Below are 23,300 nucleotides of genomic sequence, written 5' to 3'. Positions count from 1 at the left end.
TTTTATCAATTCATAAGCAGCCGAAATTTTAAACTCCAACAGTTTAAGAATGATTGAAAACTTAATGAGAAATATCGATTTTACTAGCTAAATAAAAAAATCTAATTAAAAAAGCGGTCAGTTGACCGCCCTTTCTCTAAAAGCAATTAATTGGTCTCACTTCTATTTTAACACTCTTTTACTCTGTGTATCTCTCCAGCTTTTAATTCTGAATTAACAGCGAAAAGACATCCTGATTTTCATATAATTTTTAATCAGGATGTCTTGTTACTACAATCTTGAAATGATCAACCTGAATTATTAATAATTCTTCTTTGCTTTTTTATCCCATTCAGCAACAACAGTTTTTAGAAATTCTTCTTTCTCTTTAAAGAGTTTTTGCATATCAAGCCCTATATACTTTTGAGCTTTTTCCTTTGTTGAAACATCGGGATATTGAATAGGTAACTTCACATTAAGTTTTATCAAAAGTTTGGTTAGTTCGTTTCTGGCTAGTTCGCTTTTTTGAATTGCGTTACCAAGAATTCTTGCGCATTCAAGTGGTGCATGGAAGGCTCCTCCAATACTTGCTGAAACGTAATCCCATCGCCACTGAGCTTGACGAATTAATTTTAATATGGGTTTCATATCTTCTTCTTTTGCACCATTATCCCATGCAATCTTTGCTTCAATATGAGCTTTAACGAGACTATTTTCAACGATGTCTAATAATTCTCGAACTTTATCTTGCCTGTCGTAAACATTTTGTCTTAATGTTTCTTCGCTTTCACGATGACAGACCTGACAGGAACCAGAAATATTTTTCAATGGACTGACCACATGATGGCTTGTAAACTTTACTCCACCTTCGCTTTTGTATGGCATATGGCAGTCAGCGCAGCTTACGCCTCTTTGTGCATGAATTCCAAATTGGGCAAGTTCCCAATCGGGATGTTGTGCTTTAATTATAGGAGCTTTACTCAAAGCGTGAACAAAATCAACATGTTCAATTTCGTCATAATATTTTTCCATTGCTTCAACGGAGATTCCATCATCCCAGGGAAAAGTAAGATATTTGCCTTCGCCTTTGAAGTAGTATTCAACATGGCACTGAGCGCAAACAAGTGAACGCATTTCTTGATGAGTAGCTTTTGTAATATCTTTCCCCTGTCTTTGGAAAGCTTCAACTAATGCAGGTCTTGTAATTCTTAAATTCATTGTTTTTGGATCATGACAATCCTGACAACCAATTGGATTCAACACTTCAGCGCCCAGATCAGTTAATTTAGCTTTATAGAAGTTTGCGACTCCCATTTCACTCATTAATCTTGGAACATCGGTGCTTTTACAAGTCCAGCAAGTTGCAGGTTGTGGAACACCAGTTCTCAAAGTTTTTCTAACATCTTCTACAGAGTAATAGTGACCTCTTGCTTGATTATAATCTCTTGAAAAAGCGTAACCTGCCCACAAGATAACCATAGATGGATATTTTTCGAGTAAATCGATATGACCATTTCCAGCATATTTTGAAAAGAAAGTTGTGTCGCTTGTCATTAAGTAAGTTTCATATTCTCTTGGATAATTTTCTCCCCAGACTTCATTTCTTGGCTCCCATTCATTAATTGGTTTTACTTGCTGAAGCATCATTGATTCGCTTCTTCGTTCGACAATTGAGGAGGCAAAAAGTCCAAGAAGAAAAACTATAATAGCAGTTAATGTAAATAATAACCAACCAGTCCAGGGTTTTTCTTTAATTAGTTCTCTTATTGGTTTCATAGTTCTCTCCTTTTTTTATTTCTCTGTTTGGAAAAATTTATTAAGCCAATCGGGTAATACAGGATTTAATTTTGGAACACGAGCATAAGGCGTAGATGCAAGACTATTAACTCTGCCATGAGGTGTTTCTCGATGACAATCCCAGCATAATTTATCCTTACCGTGTGAGAATTTTGTATAACTAACATTAATCAACTCAGTTTGATCAATAAGATTCTGATGACATCTAATACAATTTTCCTGAACAACTTTTTTCCCTGCTTCTTTGATCTGAATTACCTGAGGTTCCATTCTAAAAGTAAATACGGTTGTATGTCTTAGCCCATCACTTGCTTTGAAATATAATTTCCTTGCGAAGTTATCCTGCGGAACATGACAATCATTACAGGTTGCAACTCTAAAATGACTTGAATTTCTCCAGGTGATGTATTGAGGCGTCATAACATGACAATTTATACAAGCTTCTGGTCTATCGGATAGATATGATGGTGCATTTGAAATGTAAAGGATTAACATCGCAATTCCAACAAAAAGCCCGACAATCAAAGATACAGCAACAATCCAGTTGTGAGGTGGAATTATGTAATCAATTAATTTTTTTACTCCACTTTTCATATTTCTACCTAAAATTGATAATGAAATGTTAATCTAAATGTTAAGTCATCCTGAAAGTTTCGGTTTTCATAATCATTATAAATAAAGTTTGGAATGATATTTAAATTTTTATCAAGCATATAGTCAATACCACCAATGAGTGTAAACTCTTGATCTAAAGAGTTTTTAGTATTTGGTTCGTAATAATCAAATCGAAGAAATGTTTTCCAGCTATCTGAAAGTTTATAGTTACCAAAAACTGATAAGCCGAGTTCATTTAAACTTTCATTATTGCTCAAATATTTCTGTCTTAGTCCATAAACAAACGTTAAGCCTCCTGAATAACTGTTAGTCGATCGGTATAATCCAAACTTAGAGTAAAGAACATTTTTATTTTGAGGACCATTTGCAAAGTTAAAGTCAAATGATGCGCCAATATTATTACCAAAGGAATTGAAAAGATGAAAATATAATTTCTTGTATTTGTCAGTTTCTGTTCCATGAAAACTATTATTACCAATCATTACTGCATAATTCAAGCTTTCGCTGGCTTTCCCCTTAATAGATAATCCTAAATCACGGATTGTTATCCAATTTCTTAAATCGGATTGGGTCTTTTCAACTGAGCGATATCCCCAGTATCTTTCTTCAGCTTCGAAATTTGGAGTAGGCATTAGTCCCGCAAATAGCTGGAATTGATCGAATTTGTACTGAAAGAACATATCTTTCAAAAAGAGAAATTGCTTGTTATTATCTTTTATTCCTTGATACTCTGGTTCAATTCTTAATCTTGCAGAGAGTTTATTTGTTACATCAAAATCAAAAGTTAAAAACACGCGTCTGAATTGGAAACCTTGCTGGTCTCTTTTGGTAATGTCGTTATTTTTTAAATTGTAGTAATAGTCATAGTATGCAAGACCGGAGATTTTTGTTAAGCTTTGCGAATTTAAATTGGAAAGTAAGAGCAGAGTGAAACAGAATATCGTTAGTAATTTTTTCATTTTTCTCTCCTTTTTGTTTTTTGATTTGTTTGATTGAAGTTATTGATTCAATTTACATAAGGAATTATTTATTTACTCCTGTTGGATGTGAATAATCAGAAGTTTCTATTCTTTGAATATGGTAGAAATAATCTTCCAGTTTGATTTTATTTTTCCAGTTGCCTGTAATCATACCTAGTCCAGTGATTAACATAAATAATCCAACTACAGCAGCAGCAACAAATTTCTTAGAAAACTTCCTTTTGGCTGGAAGAATTTCTAAATAAAGAGTGTCTTTTACCGGGCAAACATCAACGCAATTCATACAAGAGTTGCATTCATCAGAAATTACATATTTTTTGTGAGCCACATCGATAAAATTTGGACAAACTTTAGAACATTTATTACAGTCGATACAGGATTTGATATTTCGTTTAATTTTAATTGGACTAAGAAGCCCAACCAATCCAAGTAATGCACCATAAGGACATAAGTATCTGCACCAAAAATTTCTGAAAAGAATTGAGAGAACTGCAAGAATTATTATTACATTGAGAGAGAATTTTGAAATTCGAGCGAAGAAATAATACATCTTAATATCAGCTACTTGGTTATATGGGCTATCGAGAAAAAGTTTGAGGGAAATAATATCCATTGCAAAAAAGATCACATAAAGGAAAAATCCGAGAAGAAGATATTTTAAACTTCGAAGAGGTATGTCCAAAAATTTTGGCATCCTTAATCTTTTTTTGAAAATCTTTTCTCCAAAATCCCCAAGATTTTCAGATAGAAATCCAATTGGACAGAACCAGCTGCAAAAAGATTTTCCGATCACAAGTGACATCATTACTATTGCTAAAAAAATAAACATTCCAGCTGGATGTGCCCAGTGAATTTCTCCGGTTGCCAGAAAATATCTCAACGACATTAGTGAACTAATTGGAAGGTAGCCTTCAACACCAGGTGGCCTTTCGACAAAAATTGACTGACCACCGCTTTCTAAAAATTTAACGAATAGAATAAACTCAATTCCGATCCAGATTGAAAGTAAAACGGATAAGATTTGAATAATAAATCTTACCTTCTGAATTGATCTTTCCTCGTTCTTTATAATTTTGTTTTTTAATTTCTTTGGCTGATTTAACTTTTGAGAATTGATTTTTGTGATTGCTTCAATTTCTGTCCGCATATCAAAACCACAAGATTTAAAATTTTCTGACTATAGAGTTTTTATTTTTTCGAGAACCTTATCAGTGAATTTATCAATGGTTTCGGCGCTGAGCATTTCATACGCCATACTTCTTAATTTCCCCCATTGATAATGAACCGGACAAGGAACATCTGATTTGCAATCAGGGAATCCCAGGACACAAGTTTCAAAAACTTTCAAGCCATCAATAGCCTCAACAATGTCAATCAATCTAATTTGACTTGGTTTTTTGGCGAGAAAGAAACCTCCGTTTTTACCTTTTTTTGAACCGACAATTTTGTAATTCACAAGTGATTGTAAAATCTTGGAAACAAATTCTTTTGGAATTTTTAAGTCGCTGGCTATTTCTTTAGCCGAAAAAAATTCTTTATCGTTTTTGCTCGCCAGATAAAGAATTGCTTGTAAACCGTATTCACATTTTTTAGAAAATATCACTGACATATTTTATAATAAGATAATTTTATCTGATTTAATTTAAGAAAAAATCTTGATTAAAAAAATGAATTGGTGAATAGCCAGACCAATTATTAGATTTAAATCGCAGAATAATTTGATTTGTAATTCTTTCACATAAATATTTTTCTTAATTTTTACTATGAAACTTAAATTTTGGGGAACAAGAGGTTCCATCGCGGTAACGGGCAAGAATTATTGCAAGTATGGAGGTAATACTCCATGCATTGAAGTTTCATTCGACGATTCTGATGAGTTGATTATTCTTGATGCGGGCACAGGCATTCGTGAACTGGGAATTGATTTAATTAACAGAAATTATCGAAACATAAAGATCTTTCTATCTCACTTTCACACCGATCACATTGTTGGATTGCCTTTTTTTGCTCCTTTGTATAATGATGAATTTAATATTGAGATTCTTGCTCAACCTTATACATTGAAAAATACTGAAGACATTTTGGATTTAATTTTAAGTCCTCCTCTTTTTTCTATTACAAAAGATTACTTCAAATCTAAATTTCAATTTCACAATATTGATAGCAATTTTGTATATGAAACCCAGAAGTTTAAGATAGAAACGATCAAGCTTCATCATCCCAATCCAACGCTTGGTTATAAAGTAACCAATGGTGATAAAAAGATAGTTTATTTTACTGATAATGAATTAATTCAAAACAATCATTCTGTTGAAGACATTGAAAAATTAATTCTGACAAATCATAAGAACTTGATTGATTTTTGTCTTGATGCGGATGTTTTGATTCACGATTCAAGCTATTCATTTGATGATTATAACAGAAGAATTGGCTGGGGGCACTCGAGCAATCTGGCAGTTGCAATTTTTGCAAATCTCGCAAAGGTTAAGAATTTATATTTGTTTCATTACGATCCGGATTATGATGATGAATTTATTGATAAATTTGTCGATGAGACAAAATCTTACTTAAAAAGTTTAGGTAGTAATGTAAATTGTTTTGCGTCTTACGATCAGTTAGAAATATTAATTTAAAAGTGTATTTTTTCAGAACTATTTTTAATGCTGTAATGTTTGGTAAAAAATTTTGAATAAAAGAGAGAAAAATGAATAACAACAATGTGATTACAATTGAAAAATCAGAAAGATATTGCATTGTCAAAATTTCAGGAGAAATTGTTTCCCTTTCGACTTCAATAAAGTTGAAAGAAATACTAAAAGAATTAATTGATGTTGAGAAATTTTACCAGATACTCCTGGATTTATCGGATTTGAAATTTATCGAAAGTTCATTGATAGGTGTGATAGTGGAGACTTACAGATCACTGATTATGATAAACGGCAAAATGAATCTGGTCGTGAAATCTCAGTCGGTTTACGAAAGATTTGAAGTATCTCAACTCGATAAACTTTTAAGAATTTACAACAACATAGATGAAGCAAAAAAATCTTTCTTCTAAAAAGTTAAGTAAGCTGGGTTAGGCAACTTAAAAGTTTTTCCCGGATATTCTCCCTCAAAGTCTGAAAATTGATCGCCGATGTTAATAAAAATGTAGTAACCCTGTTCGACCAATTTTTTCCTGATTGATGATTTGAATTCTGAAGTTTTCATCTTAGGAGTTCTGGGTTTGAAGAAAATTCCGTCGAAGTCTTTGAATCCTACATCGATTAAATTTTTAACTGTTGGGTCGGGATTTTTAATCTTTTTTGATTCATATCGACCAGTGATAAAGAAAACTTTAATGCCTTTTTGTTTAATGAATTTATAAAGTTCAAGAACCGGTTCAATAGCAGTGGCTTTTGCTGAATCAATCCAATCTTCCCAGCTTTCCATTGTAAAACCGAAATCATAATGCTTGATATATTCGAAATTATTCAGCGAAGTCTCATCAATATCAAAAATAGCTGCATTGTTTTTTGTTGGGTCAAAGTTTTTTTCAACATATTTCTTCGCTTCTTCAACAACTTTTCGAATATCTCTTAAATATCGAGTGGTATCGTCAATATAAACTCTAACTTCTTGTTTGGCATAATAAAGATTTCTTGGCTCTTTTGATGATGAACATCCAATAAGAACTGAAAATGTTAAAAAGATGATGAAATATTTTTTCAGCATTTTTGACCTCATTTTAATTCAAGGCTTCGCCAGATGTACCAGCTGGCAATAGAACAATAAGGAAACCAATTATTTTTATTTGCAATTTCACGAATTTTCTTTTCGTCTGGAAGTTTTCTCAAACGATATAATTTCATAATCCCTTTTCTGATGCCAAGATCTTCAGTTGGTAGAACATTTAATCTGCCAAGTGAAAAGATTAAAAACATATGAGCTGTCCATCTGCCAATTCCTTTGACCTGAGTAAGTTCTTTAACTATTTCTTCATCACTAAGATTATGAATTTGGTTTAAATGAATTTTGCCTGATTTGATTTTTTCACTTAAATCTTTAATGCAACGAATTTTTGCATTCGAAATACCAATTTTTCTTAAATCATCATCTTCTGTTTTAAGAATATCATCGGGAGTTGGAAAAGTCTTTGGTTTGTAAAAGTCAACAAAACGATTAAAGATAGATTGTGCCGCATACATTGATAATTGCTGCGAAATTACTGCATCAATAATTGATTCGAACGGATCAGTCTGAGGTTTTAATGTGCAGGATCCGACTTCATTAATAACTTTAGCTAGTATCTTATCGTTTCTTTTGAGATGATTTACCGCTTTAATTATTCTTTTGTCGAAGGAATCTTTAGAATTTATTTTTAAGCTTTCATTGTATTGTTTCATAGGATTTTAATATATGAAAAAATTTTAAGGCTGTCTATCAATTAGTTGAATTTTGACTTAGAGTTTAATGTAATTTGAAAAATGTCTACATTGGTTTTAAATAAAAATTTTAAATCATAAATTAAACTAAAAGCTGAAAGATAATTTATGCCCCAACGGGAAGAGAAAATAATCTTTAAATACCATTTCTATTTCAAAGATGATTCTGAAAAGTTGATTACTGTTCTGGTTGATAAAAAAGATCTTTCAATCATTGAACCAACCTGTAAATATTATCCTGATTGGGCAAAGTTAAGTAATTTCAAATGTCCACATTGTCCACTCGATGAAAAAACAAATGAATACTGCCCTCTCGCTCTTAATCTTCAATTGATACTCTCTGAATTCAATGACAAAAATTCATTTGAAGCGGTAAGAGTATATGTTGAAACGGCAAGTCGAAATTATGAGAAAAAGACTTCATTACAACAGGGAGTGAGCAGCTTGCTTGGTATTTTAATGGTAAGCTCTGGTTGTCCTATTATGGGCAAATTAAAACCTCTCCTTTATTTTCATCTTCCATTTGCTTCAATCGAAGAAACGGAGGTTCGAGCGTTAGCGTTTTATTTACTTGCTCAATATGTCAAAATGTTGAAGGGTGAAGAACCAGATTGGGAAATGAAAAAATTGAAAGAGATTTACGAAGACGTAAGACAATTAAATCATTCTGTTTCAAAAAAGATTGTTAATCTTGCAAATAAAGACGCAAGTATTAATTCGCTTATCATTCTAAATAATTTTGCAGAATTTGTTACAATAATTCTTGGTGAGAAGACAATTGAAGAACTCGAATTTTATTTAAGAGAATTCTTCTGAAGAATCACTTCTGCAAAATCATCTTTCGAGTTTGAACAAAATCACCTGATTTTAAACGATAAAAATAAACTCCGCTTGGTAAATCAGTTCCATCAAATTCGATTGAATGCTTGCCTTTGTTCAATTCTTCAGAAATGAGTTTTTTGATTTCTCTGCCAAGCAGATCATAAACTGTTAATTCGGTGAATGCTCTTTCACGCAAGCTGAATTCTATCGTTGTGACAGGATTAAATGGGTTTGGATAATTCTGAAATAGTTGATAATCAAATTTTTCAGAAATATCAGCAACATCGGTTAGAATAAATTGGACTTTTGCAACAGGTTTGCTCTCATTATGAAGTCTATCGACGGAGGTGACAATGTAAGTATACTTTTTATTGAATTGAACAGGGAAGACATCGTAATAGACAGTTGTATCATTTGGAAGAACTTTTAAAATGTTTTTTGGATCATTAACATCAATTGAATCTGTGTCAACAGCTTTGTAAATAATAAAATAACTTGGTTTCTCACCGTCAATTGCAGTATCAGGTTTTTCCCAGCTAAGAACAATGCTGACCGAATTTCCATTCGCAGTTAAATTAACTGGCGGAAGAGGTGGTATTGAATCCTTCCACGGCATTGCGGGTGGTAAAGCAGGATATTTATAAAGATTTAATCGCAATGAGTCAGCAAAATTCTTTACATTGTTTTTGATATGTTTTGCGCTAAAGAAACAACTCCCATGAACATTATTAAACAATCGATTAAATCTTATCTGATCACACAATTCACTTGAGGGCCAACTTCCAACAGGGAAAGGATCTGATTTGCTCATATTATAGGCACCGTGACCAACATATAAATGTCTTCCATTCAAAACGGTTGACCACCATGGAACAAGATTACCATAAGGTGCGGCTGTTCTTGCAAATGCCCAATAAATCTGAGGCATTATATAATCAACCTTACTTTCCTGTAACCAGGTAACAGCATCACAATAAATTCCATAATAAGCTTCAAATCCACTCGTCCCAGCCGCTGAATTTTTCCAGATGCCAAAAGGACTTACTCCAAATTTTACTTTTGGTTTGACTGACATTATACTGTCATAAACCATTCTTATGAGGGTATTGACATTATTTCTTCTCCAATCTCCTTTATCTGTAAATCCTCCTGAATATAAAGACCAGGAGACACTATCCTGATTTTGAATTCCTTCGTAAGGATAGAAATAATCATCAAAGTGAACTCCATCAATATCGTATCTTCGAACAACATCCATAATTACACTCACAACATATTCACGCACTTGAGGTAAGCCAGGGTCGAGCATTTTGTATGGCGAATTAAATCTTAAATTCCATTCTGGTTTAGTTTGTGTAATATGAGTTGGATGAATCGAACTTGATGCGCTTACCTGAGATCGATAAGGATTAAACCAGGCATGAAATTCCATTCCTCTCTTATGAGCTTCTGTAATCATAAATTGTAGTGGATCATAAAAAGGAATCGGAGCTTGTCCTTGAGTTCCCATCAACCATTCCGACCATGGTTCCTTAGCATTAGCATAAAATGCATCACACGAAGGTCTTATTTGAACTATAACCGCATTAAATCCGCACGATTTAAGATAATCCAACATTGAAGTGAATTCAGTTCTTTGTTGAGTGGTCGAGAGATATTTACTGGATGGCCAATCGATGTTTGATACGCTTGCAATCCAGACAGCTCTAAATTCACGTTTTGGATACTGAGCTTGTAAATGTAATGTCAATAAAAGACTTAAAAGTAAAACAATAAAAATCTTTTTCATAATGCTCTCTAAATTGGTGAGTCTTGAAACAAATTTCTTAAAAAAGTATTGTTCGAACAAGTTAAACTAATAAACATTTGTGAAATAAATTTTGGAGTCATTTTAATTTGATCTGATGATTTTTTTTGGTTATAGCTTGGAACTATTTGATAACTCTGGACTAATAGTTCATCATTAATAACTGATTTTCAATCAAGATTTTTTCTTATCGACGATAGCTTGATATTTCAACCTTCTAAAATTGGAATTTTTTAGTATCAAAATAAGTTATGCTTTATCAAAAACTTTTTTATATGGAAAAATTTGTAAATTGATTTAGTTACCAATTATTCAAGAATTTTGTAAAGTTAAAAATGGAAAAATTATGATAAACTTTAAGGATAAAAGTCTTATTCCAATTTGGGAAAAAGTTCAGAGTGGTCAGGAGTTAACATTTGAAGATGGAATTACTCTCTATAATTCACCTGATTTACTTTCAATTGGCAAGATGGCTCACTGGCTTCAAAGAGAAAAAAGTGGTGAGGCGGTTTACTTTGTTGTAAATCAGAAAATTGAACCGACTAATATCTGTGTCCTTTCGTGTAAATTCTGTGATTTTGCTGTTAAGAAAAATTCTCCCGAAGCTTATGAGATGACAATTGAAGCAATTTTAGAAAAATTAAATCCGGAACTGCTCGAAGTTCACATTACCGGTGGATTGCATCCAGATTGGGAATGGGATTACTATGTAAATATGGTTCGCGAGATTAAAAAGCATTTTCCAAGAATTGATGTTAAAGCTTTTACAGCAGTTGAGATTGATTTCTTTTCGAAGAAATTTAAAAAATCTATCGAAGAAGTTTTACTTGAATTAAAAGAAGCTGGTTTAAGAACTTTGCCCGGTGGTGGCGCTGAGGTTTTTTCCGAACGAGTTCGACGGCTTCTTTTCAATCAGAAAATCGGCGCAAAACGCTGGCTCGAGATTCATAAAACAGCCCATCAACTTGGAATTAGGTCGAATGCAACTTTACTTTACGGTCACATCGAAACAATTGAAGAAAGAGTAAAACATTTTCTCTTATTAAGAGATTTACAAAAAGAAACAGGTGGATTTTTATCTTTCATCCCGCTCGCTTTTCAACCCGGCGATACTGGAATTAAACCGAGAAATCAATTCACTTCTGCAATTGATGATTTAAAAACAATTGCTGTTTCGAGATTGATGCTTCATAATTTTGATCACATTAAAGCTTACTGGGTTATGTTGACCGAAGAACTTGCAGCTGTTGCATTAAATTTTGGTGCTGATGATATGGATGGGACAGTTGGCGGAGAAAGGATTGCTCACGATGCCGGTGCAATCTCGCCAATGCAACTTGCTAAAAACAAACTTATTAAAATCATTAACGATGCCAATAAAATTCCGGTTGAACGAGATATTTTCTATAAACCAGTAAAGCTGCATTCAAACAATATCATTGGGCGAGTATCTTATTTGAACACATTGCCATTCTTTAAATTTTTAGATAACAGAGAATATAAAATTTTTCCTGCTCCACCTCGTCAACTTGGATTTTTATTTAAAGATGGAAACATTGATGCTGGAATTGTTTCACTTGTTGATTACTTTGAACGAGAAAATGATTATTCTTTTCTTAAATACGGAATTGTTGGAAATAAAAATGTTAAAAGTGTAATTCTTTATTCAAAACATCCGATCGAAAAACTCGACAAGAAAAGCATCGCTGTAACTGACGAAACTTCCACTTCGTTTCGATTGCTTCAAGTTCTGCTTGAAATGAGATATGGATTAGATGTTGTTTATGTTAGAGAAAAGATATCAGCTCGAGAAAAAAATCTACCGAACTTTGATGCTTTCTTAACAATTGGTGACGATGCACTTAGATTTATGAAACATAAAATTGAAGGCTTTGATTATGTTTATGACCTTGCACAACTCTGGTATGAATGGCAAAAGCTCCCATTTGTTTTTGCAGTATGGGCTTTTAAGAAAGATATCGCTCAACAAAAAGTCGATGCATTGAATGAATTGCTTAATGACGCACTGAATAAATTCTTCTCTACAGAAACTGTTATCGAAGAATTTTACAATTCAAAAATTGGTTTGAGCAAAGAAGAGATTAAAGATTATTTAAATAATATAGTTTATCGTTTAGGCGAAGATGAATTAAGAGCTATTAATATTTTCAAAGATTTGTATCTGAAACTTAATCAGAAAAATTTGATCGAGGAAAAATCTTTTAATTGAAGCATTATTGAGGTTAATAGAAAATTACATTTCAGACTTTAATTGTTTTAATTATCAACTTAAGGATATTGTTTTATGAACACAAAAGATATACTTCAGAAAGCATTGAATGGTGAAAGAATTACGAATGATGAATGTTTACAACTTCTTAAATACAACGATATACTTGAACTCGGTGAAACGGCAAACGAAATTCGTTTCAGACATAATCCGGAAAGTTATGTGACCTTTGTTATCGATACCAATCCAAATTATACAAATGTGTGCGAAATCGATTGTACTTTCTGTGCATTTTATCGCCATCGTGATGAACCCGATGCTTACACTTACTCAGTAGATGAAATGATTCAAAAATTTAAAGATGCTGCACGAAGAGGAGTAACTACTGTTCTGCTTCAGGGCGGAGTAAATCCCGATTTACCATTCGATTATTATCTTGAACTTGTTGAAAGAACTCGAAAAGAAGTTCCAGAGATTCATCCTCACTTCTTTTCAACATCCGAAATTATTGGAATGAGTGAAGTCAGCGGTTTATCAGTGCGTGAAGTTCTCGTGAAATTAAAAGAAGCAGGTTTGAATACAATTCCTGGCGGTGGTGCAGAAATTTTAAGTGATCGAGTTAAAAGAAAAATCAGCAAGAAAAAAGGTACAAGTGCCGATTGGCTCAATGTGATGAGAGAAGCTCATTTGCTCGGATATAAAACGACAGCAACAATGATGTTTGGTCACATCGAAACTGATGAAGATATTGTCATTCATTTAGATAGTATTCGAAAACTTCAGGATGAAACTGGTGGATTTACAGCATTCATACCCTGGAGTTTCAAACCTGAAAATACTCCCCTCGAAAAACATATAAAATCTTTTGCTTCGCCATATCGTTATTTACAGATGATAGCGATTTCAAGAATTTATCTCGATAATTTTCCACACATACAGGCGAGCTGGTTCAGTGAAGGTAAGAAAATTGGTCAGGTCGCTTTACACTTTGGTGCCGATGATTTTGGCGGAACACTTGAAGAAGAAAATGTTCACGCCGCAGCAAATTTCATTAATAAAAGTTCAACTGACGAAGTAATTGATCTTATTCATGGTGCTGGCTTTGATGCTGCACAAAGAGATACGCTTTACAACATTTTGAAAGTTTATAGAAAAGAAGAAATGGTTACTCAATCCTGATTTTCTTATGAAACGCTTTGAACAAATTCATTATCTCTCCTGGGATCATCGGAATACTCTTTTAGAAGCATTTAATATTCAAAAGTATATCGATACATTGTCAGATAAGGAAATTTCACAAAAAAGGATTGAAACTATAAATCATTATGAGAAAGATTTGCTTCCTCACTTCAGAGCAGAAGAAGAATGTCTTTTGCCAAGAATGATTCTTAATCAAAATGTAAACTCAGATTTGATTAGAAAAACCCTTGATGATCACATTTTAATTCATAGTCTGTTTCTGCTCTTAAAAAAAGAAAATTCAGATTTTCAAAAGATTAAATCAATCTTAAAAGAAATTGCAAAAGCATTAAATGAACATATTAGATTCGAGGAAAGAGAGCTTTTTGAACATTCACAGGCAATTCTGAGTATCGATGATTTTAATGAAATTCAAAAAGAAATTTTTGCTCGATATGGCAATAAATACGAATCTGGTTCCTGCCAATTGCCAGAAGTTTAATCACAACTATGATAAACAAGTTTGAAGTAAGTTTAAACATCACTCCGTTTGAACTTTTCAGCCGAATAAAACCAGAACGAGGCTGGATGTTTTTTGACTCTGCACTTCAAAATGTTCCTTACAATCGTTATTCAATCTTAGTGATTGAACCATCTTTCATTTTCTCGTTCACTAACAACCTTCTAACCAAACAGAATCAAAGCACAGAAACCTTTGAAACAACTAACCCGATTAAGATAATCAAGCAAACTTATTATCAATTGAAAAAAGAACATCCTGCTTTAATCTCTGATTATGAAAAATTTCAAATCGGATTTGCAGGATATATTGCTTATGATTTTGGAATGATGCTCGAAAATGTTCAGAGTACTAAACCATCAAACACAAATTTACCAGATCTCTTCTTCGGATTTTTTGAGTCAGTTTTAGTTTATGATCACCTTACAACTAAATACACCGTTTATTCAATAAGAGAGCCAAAGGAATTTTTAGATTTTATTTTTAGAAGATTTGAAAAGAAAAAAAATTTTACATCAAGCCGACGCAAACCGGAAATCAAATCAAATTTTTCAAAAGAAGAATATATCAGTACAGTTAAACAAGCAAAGGAATACATCGAAGCGGGCGAAATTTATCAGGTAAATCTTTCGCAGCAATTTTTTTGTGAAACAGATGAAGATCCAATTCAAATTTATTCAAGACTGAGGGAGACCAATCCAGCGCAATTCAGTGCTTTAATATGCGTTGACGAAAATCAATGGATATTGAGCTCTTCACCTGAATTACTTTTTGATTTAGTTAATAAAAAAGTAATTACCAAACCAATTAAAGGCACAATACGGCGAGGGAAATCAACCGAAGAAGACAATGAATTAAAATCAATACTATTGAATAGTGAAAAAGACACGGCAGAACTTACAATGATAGTTGATCTCGAAAGAAATGATCTGGGTAAAGTTTCAAAGGCAGGAAGTGTTCGAGTAAATTCTTTGAAAAAAATCGAAACTTATGCGTCGGTACATCATCTTGTTTCAGAAATTGAGGGCGAATTAGCAGAAGGGAAAGATGTTTTTGATTTAATTGAGGCAATATTCCCTGGCGGATCAATAACCGGGGCACCAAAGAAAAGATCAATGGAGATAATTGATGAACTTGAAAAATGTAAAAGAGGAGTTTACACAGGTTCAATTGGTTACATTGACTTAAATGGAAATTCAAGATTTAATATTGCAATCAGAACTATAGTTTATGATAATGGAAAACTTTATTTCAATTTAGGCGGCGGAATAGTCTACGACAGCGATTCAGAAAAAGAATACGAAGAAACTCTTCAAAAAGGGAAAAAAATTTTTGCAGCAATTTTAGATTCAAAGTGAAACAGGTAATAGATCCATATACAAATTCAGCTTACAAATTTGGCTTTGGCTTTTATGAAACAATGCGGGCAATTAATAAGAACATTATTTTCTTTACCGAACATATGCTCAGGTTGAATTATACACTTTCAGTTTTTGATCTACAGCCGCTTGATCCGCCTGAAGTCTATGAAAAAATAATGATGCAATTAAACAAAAAAAGTTTAAACGATGCTCGAATTCGAATAACATATTCATTACAGGGTGAACCGACGAAGCCAGTGGTGACTTATGAAATCCTTCCATTCAAACCAACATTTAAAGATAAAGCGAAGATAATGATAGACTTTGATCACATTTTATTACATGGAGATGAAATTAGAAAATATAAGACAACAAACGCTTTCCATTATATTTATGCATTTAATAAAGCTCGCACACAAAATTTCGATGAAGTAATCTTTTTGGATAACGAAGATCATATACTTGAGGGTTCGAGAACAAATATCTTTCTAATTTTTGATGATGATGATAAAAAAAGTTTTACAATTAAAACCCCAGCAACTGAGTGCGGTGTTTTACCTGGAATTGCCAAAAAAATATTAATTGATTTTCTAAAGGAAAAAGATATTCAGGTGATTGAAACAACCGTTCATAAAGATGAACTTGAGAAAGCAGACGAAGTTTTTCTAACCAACTCTTTGCACGGCATTATTCCGGTTAAATCAATTTCAAACCTCAAAACATTTTCAACAGTAAAGACAAAAAAGCTCAAACAAAATTTTGAAAAAAGATACTTCACAATTTAAATTCTGCCTTTGATTAATAGTCCATTCTATAGTTCGTTGTTACCTTTATTTTTCTCTTAATCAAAAAAATTTTAATTGTTCACTTTCTTATTTTTGAATTAGATGTTGAACTAAATCGAGTGATATATGTGTTGTTCAAAAAACTTATTTCCCTCCGATCTTTCAATTCAAAATGTCCGAAACTACTTAGTTGGCATCAATAAAAAAGTCAAACTCCTCGATGGAACTGAAAAACAATACATTTACTTTGACAACGCTGCAAGCACTCCGACTTTTACTTTTATCAGAGACGCTGTTAACGAAATTCTTGAATGGTATTCGGGAGTACATCGTGGTGCTGGAATAAAATCACTTGTTGCAACAAAAGCTTATGACGATAGTCGAGAGATTGTCGCCAGATTTGTGAATGCAAATCTTGAGAACAATACAGTCATTTACACAAAGAACACAACTGAAGCTATTAACAAAGTAGCTAATCGATTAAATCTTCAAAAAGATGATGTTGTAATCTGTTCTTTGATGGATCATCACTCAAATGATTTGCCGTGGAGAAAATACTCAACTTTAATTCACTCCAATGTTAATGAAGACGGGACTCTTGATTTAAATGACCTTGAAGAAAAAATCAAAAAATATCAGAAACAACTTAAACTTGTTGCCATTACAGGTGCAGCCAATGTAACTGGACTTGTGAATCCAATTCATCAAATTGCCGAGCTGGCACATAAATATGGCTCAAAAATTTTAGTCGATGCTGCTCAATTAATCCCACATCGAAAGATTGATATGAAGCCAGACGAAGATGCACAGCACATAGATTTTCTTGTTTTTTCAGCTCACAAAATGTATGCACCTTTTGGAACAGGCGTTTTAATTGGTCCAAAATCTATCTTCAATGAAGGCGATCCTGATCAGGTTGGCGGTGGAACAGTTGATCTTGTTTCAGAAACAGAAGTCAAATGGACTCATCTTCCAGATCGTGAAGAAGCTGGAACTCCAAATCTAATCGGCGCAGTCGCTTTAGCTTGTGCGATTCAAATGCTTGAAAAAATTGGAATGGATAATGTCGCTCAGCACGAAATGGAAATAACCGAATATGCATTCAAAAAGATAAATGAACTTGAAAAAGTAGATTTATTAGGTCCAAAACATTTTGCAAGTTTTGAAAATAAACTCGGAGTTTTGACTTTTAATGTTCAGGAGATGTATCATTCACTCGTTGCAGCCATTCTTTGTTATGAAGGAGGCGTGGGAGTACGCAACGGATGTTTTTGTGCCCATCCTTATGTAAAGAAACTCCTCAAAGTAAGCAAAGAAGAATATGAATTAATGAAGGAAAAAATTCTGGCTGGTGATCGCTCAAATCTGCCCGGAGCTGTTCGTGCAAGTTTTGGAATTTACAACACCAGAGAAGAAATCGATGAATTCATAGAGATACTTAGGAAAATAATTAACAAAGAATATAAAGGAAATTACAGACAGGATAGAAAAACAGGCAGCTACTATCCTGAAAATTTCAAAATTGATTTCAGTGAGTATTTTAGTTTGATTTAATTTATTTTTAGCCCGAACTAAAAACTCGCTCTTTTAATTCAAGATTTGATTTCAGATCAACTTTTTCAGTTCATTTTAATTTTCAACCTTCATTATTTAATTTTAATTTGATAACAAAAGTGAATGGAAATAAAATGGAAGAGAGAATTAATCTCAAAGAATTAATTGAAGAAGTTTGTGAATTGCTCGAGACGACATACTCGCTCGAAGATGATGTTTACACTTTGCCGATAAAAACCGAAGACGGGCATACGGAAGAAGTTAGTTTTTATGAAACTATTGACTCTTACGATGTGCCCAAAATTGATTGTACTGTTACAATAGGACCAATTATCAAAAATGCTGATTTACTTTATACATTTCTCAAAAATAACTTTGAACTTGAGTATGGCTCTTTTGCAATTATCAACGAAGATGATATGGATATTTTAGTAATTGTCGAAAGTCTAATTGCCGATGCATGCATATCCGACGATCTTGCTGCTATCGCTTCTTATATAGCCCAAGTTGCTCACGAAACCAGGGAACTTATTTCAAAAACTTCTTGAAAGATAAATTGAAAAGTCTCGTCTCTAAATTTCTTGCTGTAATTTTATTCTCATTAAGTTTTACAAATTCTGTTTATCCTTTTGATCTTAATACTTCGATAAAATTCCACGACGAATTAGAGTCAATTCCAAAATCTTTTGATGATTCTTTAAACGCCTCCTTAAACTATGTTTCAGTGAAAGATTCGATTATTCCAATTAGGTCAGTTTCGTTTATAACAAGCAATTCTCAAATCGTTGATAAATTATTAATTGAAAGAAAAAATTTTTTCTCACCAATTCACTTGATTAACTGGCAGACAAATTCCTTTCTCCTTGATACTGGTCTCCCCTCAAACTTTTACGATTTTAATTTATTTCAGCTGAATAATCGTTCAATCTCGTTTTTAATAAATAACCTTGAACTAAATGAGCCGTTAACAAACCTTGTTGATTTAAGAGATTTAAGATTTGATGAATTTGAATCGATTGAGATTGTATTTCCTTCAAGATCATTTTTACTTTCCAGGTCTAACTTAGCTGGAGCCGTTATCTTAAACGAATGGAGCAGATATTCCTCCATTCCTTATTCAAAAGTTAAATACATTGAAGCTCCCTATGATAATTTGTTTTTTGATGGTATGTTTAATGTGAACTTTTCACCAAAAATTAATTTTGAATTTGGCGTAACGAAACACAACGCATTAGGAAGATTTTTGAATAGTGAAAAAGATCTTTGGGCAGGAAAATTAAAATCAACTTATTTCCTGTCAAATGAATTAAATCTAAATTTAGTTTATCGCTACTCAAAGTCTATTGTTCATTTTAATGAAGGTATTAATTTAAATAATCCTCTCCTTGCTCCAGATGAACCTGTCGAGAATGTTCTTTATGATAATCAAAGAGCTATTGTTATTAACGATGATGCTTACCATAAATGGACAATACACAGAGTCAATTTTCAATCACTTTTTAAGCCGATTGATTTTTCTCTGACGCAGTTAAATTTTTATTTCAATCAAGCTTTAAGAGAATTTCGTGATAATGAACACAAAGCTGATTCTTTGAGGATTTTTAATAATCACTGGTCAAAAGTTCTTGGTCTTGAACTCAAAGAAAATCTGACTTACGCAATAAATGTATTAGAACTTCAGCTTAAATATGAAAGAATAATTATTGAATCGCCGTTCTACTTTTCAAAACTTATTGATGATCAATTATCCGGTTATGTTTTTTACAGATTAAAAATTTCTGAAAAAATAAAACCATCGTTCTATTCAAAGATTACAAAGCTGGACAACCCAAATAAAACTCTATTGTCTTACGGATCTGATTTAAGTGTAGACCTTTCGGATAAAATTAATTTCATTATTGGATACGCTGATTTTATTTCAACTTTAAGCTTCGATGAACGATATTTCAATGCTTTTGATCTTACAGATTTTGAAGTTCGAAATAAAATAATTTCTGGAAAGATTAATTATTCAAGTGAAAACTTAAAAATCAATCTCGAGAGTTATCTTAGAACAGAAAAATATTTTTCTAATCCAACAACTTATTACTCAATTGAGCAGTACAATAATCTTCTAAATTATTATCCTTCATCAGAAAAACTTTACGGCGGCAAATTTGATTTCCAATATTCTTACTGGAAACTTCACTCGAATTTTTCTTTTCTTTACAATGACAGAATTCAGAATTTTAACGGTTCTTCTTTTCATAAAATCACTCAGCCGAGATTTCAAACAAGATTTGAAACTTATTATCGCGATTTACTTTTCAAATCAAGTCTTGACTTGATGGCTGGTTTTAGAATAAATGTATTTAGTTCGTATTCTGCGAGAAGTTTTTCGCCTTCAAAGTTGACATTTGTTGATGTGCGGCTTTATAACGATAGCTTAATTAATTTTGCGTTAATAAAAATTCCATCGAACTTTACAATCGATTTGTTTGCATCCGGCAGAATTAAGGAATCGGCAATTGTCTATCTTTCAATTGAGAATCTTTTGAATAGAAAATTCTATTTAATTCCATATTATCCGACTAATGATATCCAATTTAGATTTGGATTAATCTGGGAGTTTTATGACTGAAAGAAAAATTATTACAATCTTCGGCTCTTCATTCCCCAAACCAGGTGATGACGAATATGAGTTTGCCTATCAACTCGGTAAAGAACTCGGAAAAGCTGGATTTAATATCTGCAACGGCGGATTTTACGGGACAATGGAAGCAACAGCAAAAGGTGCCTTTGAAGCAGGCGCACATACAATTGGCGTCACTGTCAATTCGTTTAATCTTAAAGCTAATAGTTATATAAAAGAAGAAATTCACTTCACAAATCTTTTTGATAGAATTCAAAAATTGATTTCTCTCGGAGATGGTTACATTGTCTTAAAAGGCGGAACAGGAACATTACTCGAATATTCTGCCATACTCGAATTAATTAACAAGAGCTTAATTGTTTCAAAACCAATTGCAGCTGATAAAGACTTTTGGTTTGACCTTACAAGATTAATGAATAACAGAAACACACTGGAAGGCAGAAAAGAAATAAATGTTCTTCTGAGCAATGATGTTCTGGAAATTGTAAATTATTTTTCAAATTATTTTGAGGAGAAGAGATGAAGGAAAAATGGTTAGAGCTTGCTCAAAAACTTCAATCAATTGCTCAATCGGGATTATTTTATTCGAATAATGAGTTTGAAATTGAACGCTACAAAATGGTAATGGAAATTGCCGAAGAAATGATTTCGATGAATACAGGTTTTGATAAAGAGGAAATTGACAGATTGTTTATGAGTGAGGCTGGACATTCAACACCAAAAGTTGATGTTCGAGGTGTTGTGTTCAAAGATGGAAAAATTCTTTTAGTAAAAGAGAAAGTTGATGGAAAGTGGACAGTTCCCGGTGGCTGGGCTGATGTTGGTTCTTCTCCAAGCGAAAATGCAGAAAGAGAAGTCTTTGAAGAATCTGGTTATAAAGTAAAAGCTAAAAAAGTACTTGCCGTTTACGATCGCAACAAGCAGGGACACACTCCTTATATTTTTCATCTTTATAAGATTTTCTTCTTGTGCGAAATTATTGGCGGAGAATCAAAAACAAGTTACGAGACTGAAGATGTCGGTTTCTTTGGACTTGATGAATTGCCCGAATTAAGCACTGGCAGAATAACTCGAAAACAAATTGAAAGATTTTTTGAACACTACAAAAATCCCGCCTTACCGACCGATTTCGACTGATTAGTTTGGATACGTTTTGATTTGATTTCAAAATGTTCTTTTTAAATATTGAATCAGCAACGAAAGCCGGGAGGCTTCGGTTACTATTGTTTTAATTTGCTTTCAAATAGTTCTTTTCAAATATTGAATCAGCAAGAATTTAATTTTCCTATTGTTGATTTCGGTTGTGATTTGCTTTCAAATAGTTCTTTTCAAATATTGAATCAGCGCTAATACCTCCCGAGTTAAAGAACAAATTGTTGTGATTTGCTTTCAAATAGTTCTTTTCAAATATTGAATCAGCGTAAAATTTCTTTGCAATTGAACTCCATGTGTTGTGATTTGCTTTCAAATAGTTCTTTTCAAATATTGAATCAGCGATGTAATGATTGTGATGTTTATATGGAATGTTGTGATTTGCTTTCGAATAGTTCTTTTCAAATATTGAATCAGCGGAAGTAATTGACATCGTTTCGGAATTTGCGTTGTGATTTGCTTTCAAATAGTTCTTTTCAAATATTGAATCAGTATGAACTACAATTAATATTCAATTCATTCAGTTGTGATTTGCTTTCAAATAGTTCTTTTCAAATATTGAATCAGCTAAAATCTCAATCCTTAAAATCTCAATCCTGTTGTGATTTGCTTTCAAATAGTTCTTTTCAAATATTGAATCAGCTTTTAAATTTAAAAATATATTTACAGTCATGTTGTGATTTGCTTTTAAATAGTTCTTTTCAAATATTGAATCAGCTAAACACCATTGATGAATGTATACTCAACAGTTGTGATTTGCTTTCAAATAGTTCTTTTCAAATATTGAATCAGCCATACTCATTTGCAATTGCTCTTTCTAAAAGTTGTGATTTGCTTTCAAATAGTTCTTTTCAAATATTGAATCAGCCTATTTTGTTATTAGTTACTCCACTTATATGTTGTGATTTGCTTTCAAATAGTTCTTTTCAAATATTGAATCAGCTTTTCTTTAAGTGATTATGCAAGCATCGGGTTGTGATTTGCTTTCAAATAGTTCTTTTCAAATATTGAATCAGCATAACAAACTAAAAGAGTATCATTATCTCTGTTGTGATTTGCTTTCAAATAGTTCTTTTCAAATATTGAATCAGCAATAACTTTTTGAATGACAATAAGTTTTTCGTTGTGATTTGCTTTCAAATAGTTCTTTTCAAATATTGAATCAGCACTAACCTTCTTTCTTTTTCATCTATATTAGTTGTGATTTGCTTTCAAATAGTTCTTTTCAAATATTGAATCAGCAGGAGTCAAACAATGAAAATTGATGAATTCGTTGTGATTTGCTTTCAAATAGTTCTTTTCAAATATTGAATCAGCTTGTCTTTCCTTTTTGTGTTCTTTCATCAAGTTGTGATTTGCTTTCAAATAGTTCTTTTCAAATATTGAATCAGCGAAAGGTATAAACTTGTTATTGTAAATGGGGTTGTGATTTGCTTTCAAATAGTTCTTTTCAAATATTGAAT

At 32.5% G+C, this 23,300-nt stretch carries 21 protein-coding genes and 2 CRISPR repeat arrays (1 of these 23 cut by a window edge); of the genes, 13 read left to right on the top strand and 8 right to left on the bottom strand.

Annotation, left to right across the window (positions count from 1 at the left end; genetic code table 11):
* Positions 1-300 precede the first annotated feature (300 nt).
* The 5 genes from nrfA to HPY57_05740 form a co-directional block, all read right to left on the bottom strand.
* Positions 301-1,755, bottom strand: a complete 1,455-nt coding sequence (gene nrfA / locus HPY57_05760) for an ammonia-forming cytochrome c nitrite reductase (GenBank protein NPV11282.1) — start codon at positions 1,753-1,755, stop codon at positions 301-303.
* A 15-nt stretch (positions 1,756-1,770) separates the two neighbouring features.
* Positions 1,771-2,370 carry a cytochrome c nitrite reductase small subunit gene (gene nrfH / locus HPY57_05755; GenBank protein ID NPV11281.1) on the bottom strand — a complete coding sequence of 200 codons (600 nt, stop codon included), beginning with the start codon at positions 2,368-2,370 and terminating at the stop codon, positions 1,771-1,773.
* Between the two features lie 8 nt (positions 2,371-2,378).
* Positions 2,379-3,350, bottom strand: a complete 972-nt coding sequence (locus tag HPY57_05750) for a hypothetical protein (protein NPV11280.1) — start codon at positions 3,348-3,350, stop codon at positions 2,379-2,381.
* 64 nt (positions 3,351-3,414) lie between these two features.
* The gene (locus tag HPY57_05745; protein NPV11279.1) at positions 3,415-4,518 is read right to left on the bottom strand and encodes a 4Fe-4S binding protein; all 1,104 of its coding nucleotides are present in this window, start codon (positions 4,516-4,518) and stop codon (positions 3,415-3,417) included.
* Positions 4,519-4,548: 30 nt separating this feature from the next.
* Positions 4,549-4,980 carry an Rrf2 family transcriptional regulator gene (locus HPY57_05740; GenBank protein NPV11278.1) on the bottom strand — a complete coding sequence of 144 codons (432 nt, stop codon included), beginning with the start codon at positions 4,978-4,980 and terminating at the stop codon, positions 4,549-4,551.
* A gap of 154 nt (positions 4,981-5,134) precedes the next feature.
* Between HPY57_05740 and HPY57_05735 the strand changes: the two genes are divergently transcribed.
* A complete protein-coding gene (locus tag HPY57_05735; GenBank protein NPV11277.1) occupies positions 5,135-6,004 on the top strand; it encodes an MBL fold metallo-hydrolase in 870 nt (289 codons plus the stop codon).
* Positions 6,005-6,075: 71 nt separating this feature from the next.
* Complete coding sequence (locus HPY57_05730) at positions 6,076-6,429, top strand: STAS domain-containing protein (protein NPV11276.1); 354 nt, start codon at positions 6,076-6,078, stop codon at positions 6,427-6,429.
* Here the strand turns inward: HPY57_05730 and HPY57_05725 are convergent.
* Positions 6,426-7,085, bottom strand: coding sequence for a hypothetical protein (locus HPY57_05725; protein NPV11275.1), 660 nt, complete (start codon positions 7,083-7,085; stop codon positions 6,426-6,428). The two genes, HPY57_05730 and HPY57_05725, sit on opposite strands and share 4 nt — an antisense overlap.
* Before the next feature lie 8 nt (positions 7,086-7,093).
* The gene (locus HPY57_05720) at positions 7,094-7,756 is read right to left on the bottom strand and encodes a DNA-3-methyladenine glycosylase 2 family protein (protein ID NPV11274.1); all 663 of its coding nucleotides are present in this window, start codon (positions 7,754-7,756) and stop codon (positions 7,094-7,096) included.
* Positions 7,757-7,903: 147 nt separating this feature from the next.
* Here HPY57_05720 and HPY57_05715 point away from each other — a divergent pair, with 147 nt between their 5' ends.
* Positions 7,904-8,611, top strand: coding sequence for a hypothetical protein (locus tag HPY57_05715; GenBank protein NPV11273.1), 708 nt, complete (start codon positions 7,904-7,906; stop codon positions 8,609-8,611).
* A gap of 4 nt (positions 8,612-8,615) precedes the next feature.
* On the opposite strand, the gene HPY57_05710 is transcribed toward HPY57_05715, so the two are convergent.
* Complete coding sequence (locus tag HPY57_05710; GenBank protein NPV11272.1) at positions 8,616-10,406, bottom strand: family 10 glycosylhydrolase; 1,791 nt, start codon at positions 10,404-10,406, stop codon at positions 8,616-8,618.
* Between the two features lie 364 nt (positions 10,407-10,770).
* Between HPY57_05710 and mqnE the strand changes: the two genes are divergently transcribed.
* The 10 genes from mqnE (at position 10,771) to HPY57_05660 (ending at position 21,822) form a co-directional block, all read left to right on the top strand.
* Positions 10,771-12,654, top strand: coding sequence for an aminofutalosine synthase MqnE (gene mqnE, locus HPY57_05705; GenBank protein ID NPV11271.1), 1,884 nt, complete (start codon positions 10,771-10,773; stop codon positions 12,652-12,654).
* Positions 12,655-12,729: 75 nt separating this feature from the next.
* Entirely contained in the window at positions 12,730-13,833 is a 1,104-nt protein-coding gene (mqnC, locus tag HPY57_05700; protein NPV11270.1) for a dehypoxanthine futalosine cyclase, read from the top strand.
* A 7-nt stretch (positions 13,834-13,840) separates the two neighbouring features.
* On the top strand, positions 13,841-14,335 hold the full coding sequence (locus HPY57_05695) for a hemerythrin domain-containing protein (GenBank protein ID NPV11269.1): 495 nt from the start codon (positions 13,841-13,843) through the stop codon (positions 14,333-14,335).
* An 8-nt stretch (positions 14,336-14,343) separates the two neighbouring features.
* Positions 14,344-15,711 carry an aminodeoxychorismate synthase component I gene (pabB, locus tag HPY57_05690; protein ID NPV11268.1) on the top strand — a complete coding sequence of 456 codons (1,368 nt, stop codon included), beginning with the start codon at positions 14,344-14,346 and terminating at the stop codon, positions 15,709-15,711.
* Positions 15,708-16,499 carry an aminotransferase class IV gene (locus tag HPY57_05685; GenBank protein NPV11267.1) on the top strand — a complete coding sequence of 264 codons (792 nt, stop codon included), beginning with the start codon at positions 15,708-15,710 and terminating at the stop codon, positions 16,497-16,499. Before pabB ends, HPY57_05685 begins: the two co-directional genes overlap by 4 nt.
* Positions 16,500-16,625: 126 nt before the next feature.
* Positions 16,626-18,053, top strand: a complete 1,428-nt coding sequence (locus HPY57_05680) for an aminotransferase class V-fold PLP-dependent enzyme (protein ID NPV11266.1) — start codon at positions 16,626-16,628, stop codon at positions 18,051-18,053.
* Between the two features lie 134 nt (positions 18,054-18,187).
* Entirely contained in the window at positions 18,188-18,601 is a 414-nt protein-coding gene (locus tag HPY57_05675; protein ID NPV11265.1) for a hypothetical protein, read from the top strand.
* 8 nt (positions 18,602-18,609) lie between these two features.
* Complete coding sequence (locus HPY57_05670; protein ID NPV11264.1) at positions 18,610-20,673, top strand: hypothetical protein; 2,064 nt, start codon at positions 18,610-18,612, stop codon at positions 20,671-20,673.
* Positions 20,666-21,208, top strand: coding sequence for an LOG family protein (locus HPY57_05665; GenBank protein NPV11263.1), 543 nt, complete (start codon positions 20,666-20,668; stop codon positions 21,206-21,208). The genes HPY57_05670 and HPY57_05665 overlap by 8 nt, the downstream gene beginning before the upstream one ends.
* Complete coding sequence (locus tag HPY57_05660; GenBank protein NPV11262.1) at positions 21,205-21,822, top strand: NUDIX hydrolase; 618 nt, start codon at positions 21,205-21,207, stop codon at positions 21,820-21,822. Before HPY57_05665 ends, HPY57_05660 begins: the two co-directional genes overlap by 4 nt.
* Before the next feature lie 163 nt (positions 21,823-21,985).
* A CRISPR array of direct repeats spans positions 21,986-23,079; the repeat unit is 45 nt; unit sequence GTTGTGATTTGCTTTCAAATAGTTCTTTTCAAATATTGAATCAGC.
* Between the two features lie 30 nt (positions 23,080-23,109).
* Positions 23,110-23,300: a CRISPR direct-repeat array (repeat unit 45 nt; unit sequence GTTGTGATTTGCTTTCAAATAGTTCTTTTCAAATATTGAATCAGC); it runs 378 nt beyond the window's last position.

The sequence above is a fragment of the Ignavibacteria bacterium genome (assembly GCA_013177855.1).
Classification (GTDB): Bacteria; Bacteroidota; Ignavibacteria; order Ch128b; family Ch128b; genus Ch128b.
The sequence above is the reverse complement of the archived record's forward strand: the minus strand, read 5'-3'. Positions and strand labels throughout refer to the sequence as shown.

Bases quoted from the DNA above. Each gene is read 5' to 3' on its own strand.
- nrfA (NPV11282.1), bottom strand. From the start codon at position 1,755: ATGAAACCAATAAGAGAACTAATTAAAGAAAAACCCTGGACTGGTTGG.
- nrfH (NPV11281.1), bottom strand. From the start codon at position 2,370: ATGAAAAGTGGAGTAAAAAAATTAATTGATTACATAATTCCACCTCAC.
- HPY57_05750 (NPV11280.1), bottom strand. From the start codon at position 3,350: ATGAAAAAATTACTAACGATATTCTGTTTCACTCTGCTCTTACTTTCC.
- HPY57_05745 (NPV11279.1), bottom strand. From the start codon at position 4,518: ATGCGGACAGAAATTGAAGCAATCACAAAAATCAATTCTCAAAAGTTA.
- HPY57_05740 (NPV11278.1), bottom strand. From the start codon at position 4,980: ATGTCAGTGATATTTTCTAAAAAATGTGAATACGGTTTACAAGCAATT.
- HPY57_05735 (NPV11277.1), top strand. From the start codon at position 5,135: ATGAAACTTAAATTTTGGGGAACAAGAGGTTCCATCGCGGTAACGGGC.
- HPY57_05730 (NPV11276.1), top strand. From the start codon at position 6,076: ATGAATAACAACAATGTGATTACAATTGAAAAATCAGAAAGATATTGC.
- HPY57_05725 (NPV11275.1), bottom strand. From the start codon at position 7,085: ATGCTGAAAAAATATTTCATCATCTTTTTAACATTTTCAGTTCTTATT.
- HPY57_05720 (NPV11274.1), bottom strand. From the start codon at position 7,756: ATGAAACAATACAATGAAAGCTTAAAAATAAATTCTAAAGATTCCTTC.
- HPY57_05715 (NPV11273.1), top strand. From the start codon at position 7,904: ATGCCCCAACGGGAAGAGAAAATAATCTTTAAATACCATTTCTATTTC.
- HPY57_05710 (NPV11272.1), bottom strand. From the start codon at position 10,406: ATGAAAAAGATTTTTATTGTTTTACTTTTAAGTCTTTTATTGACATTA.
- mqnE (NPV11271.1), top strand. From the start codon at position 10,771: ATGATAAACTTTAAGGATAAAAGTCTTATTCCAATTTGGGAAAAAGTT.
- mqnC (NPV11270.1), top strand. From the start codon at position 12,730: ATGAACACAAAAGATATACTTCAGAAAGCATTGAATGGTGAAAGAATT.
- HPY57_05695 (NPV11269.1), top strand. From the start codon at position 13,841: ATGAAACGCTTTGAACAAATTCATTATCTCTCCTGGGATCATCGGAAT.
- pabB (NPV11268.1), top strand. From the start codon at position 14,344: ATGATAAACAAGTTTGAAGTAAGTTTAAACATCACTCCGTTTGAACTT.
- HPY57_05680 (NPV11266.1), top strand. From the start codon at position 16,626: ATGTGTTGTTCAAAAAACTTATTTCCCTCCGATCTTTCAATTCAAAAT.
- HPY57_05675 (NPV11265.1), top strand. From the start codon at position 18,188: ATGGAAGAGAGAATTAATCTCAAAGAATTAATTGAAGAAGTTTGTGAA.
- HPY57_05665 (NPV11263.1), top strand. From the start codon at position 20,666: ATGACTGAAAGAAAAATTATTACAATCTTCGGCTCTTCATTCCCCAAA.
- HPY57_05660 (NPV11262.1), top strand. From the start codon at position 21,205: ATGAAGGAAAAATGGTTAGAGCTTGCTCAAAAACTTCAATCAATTGCT.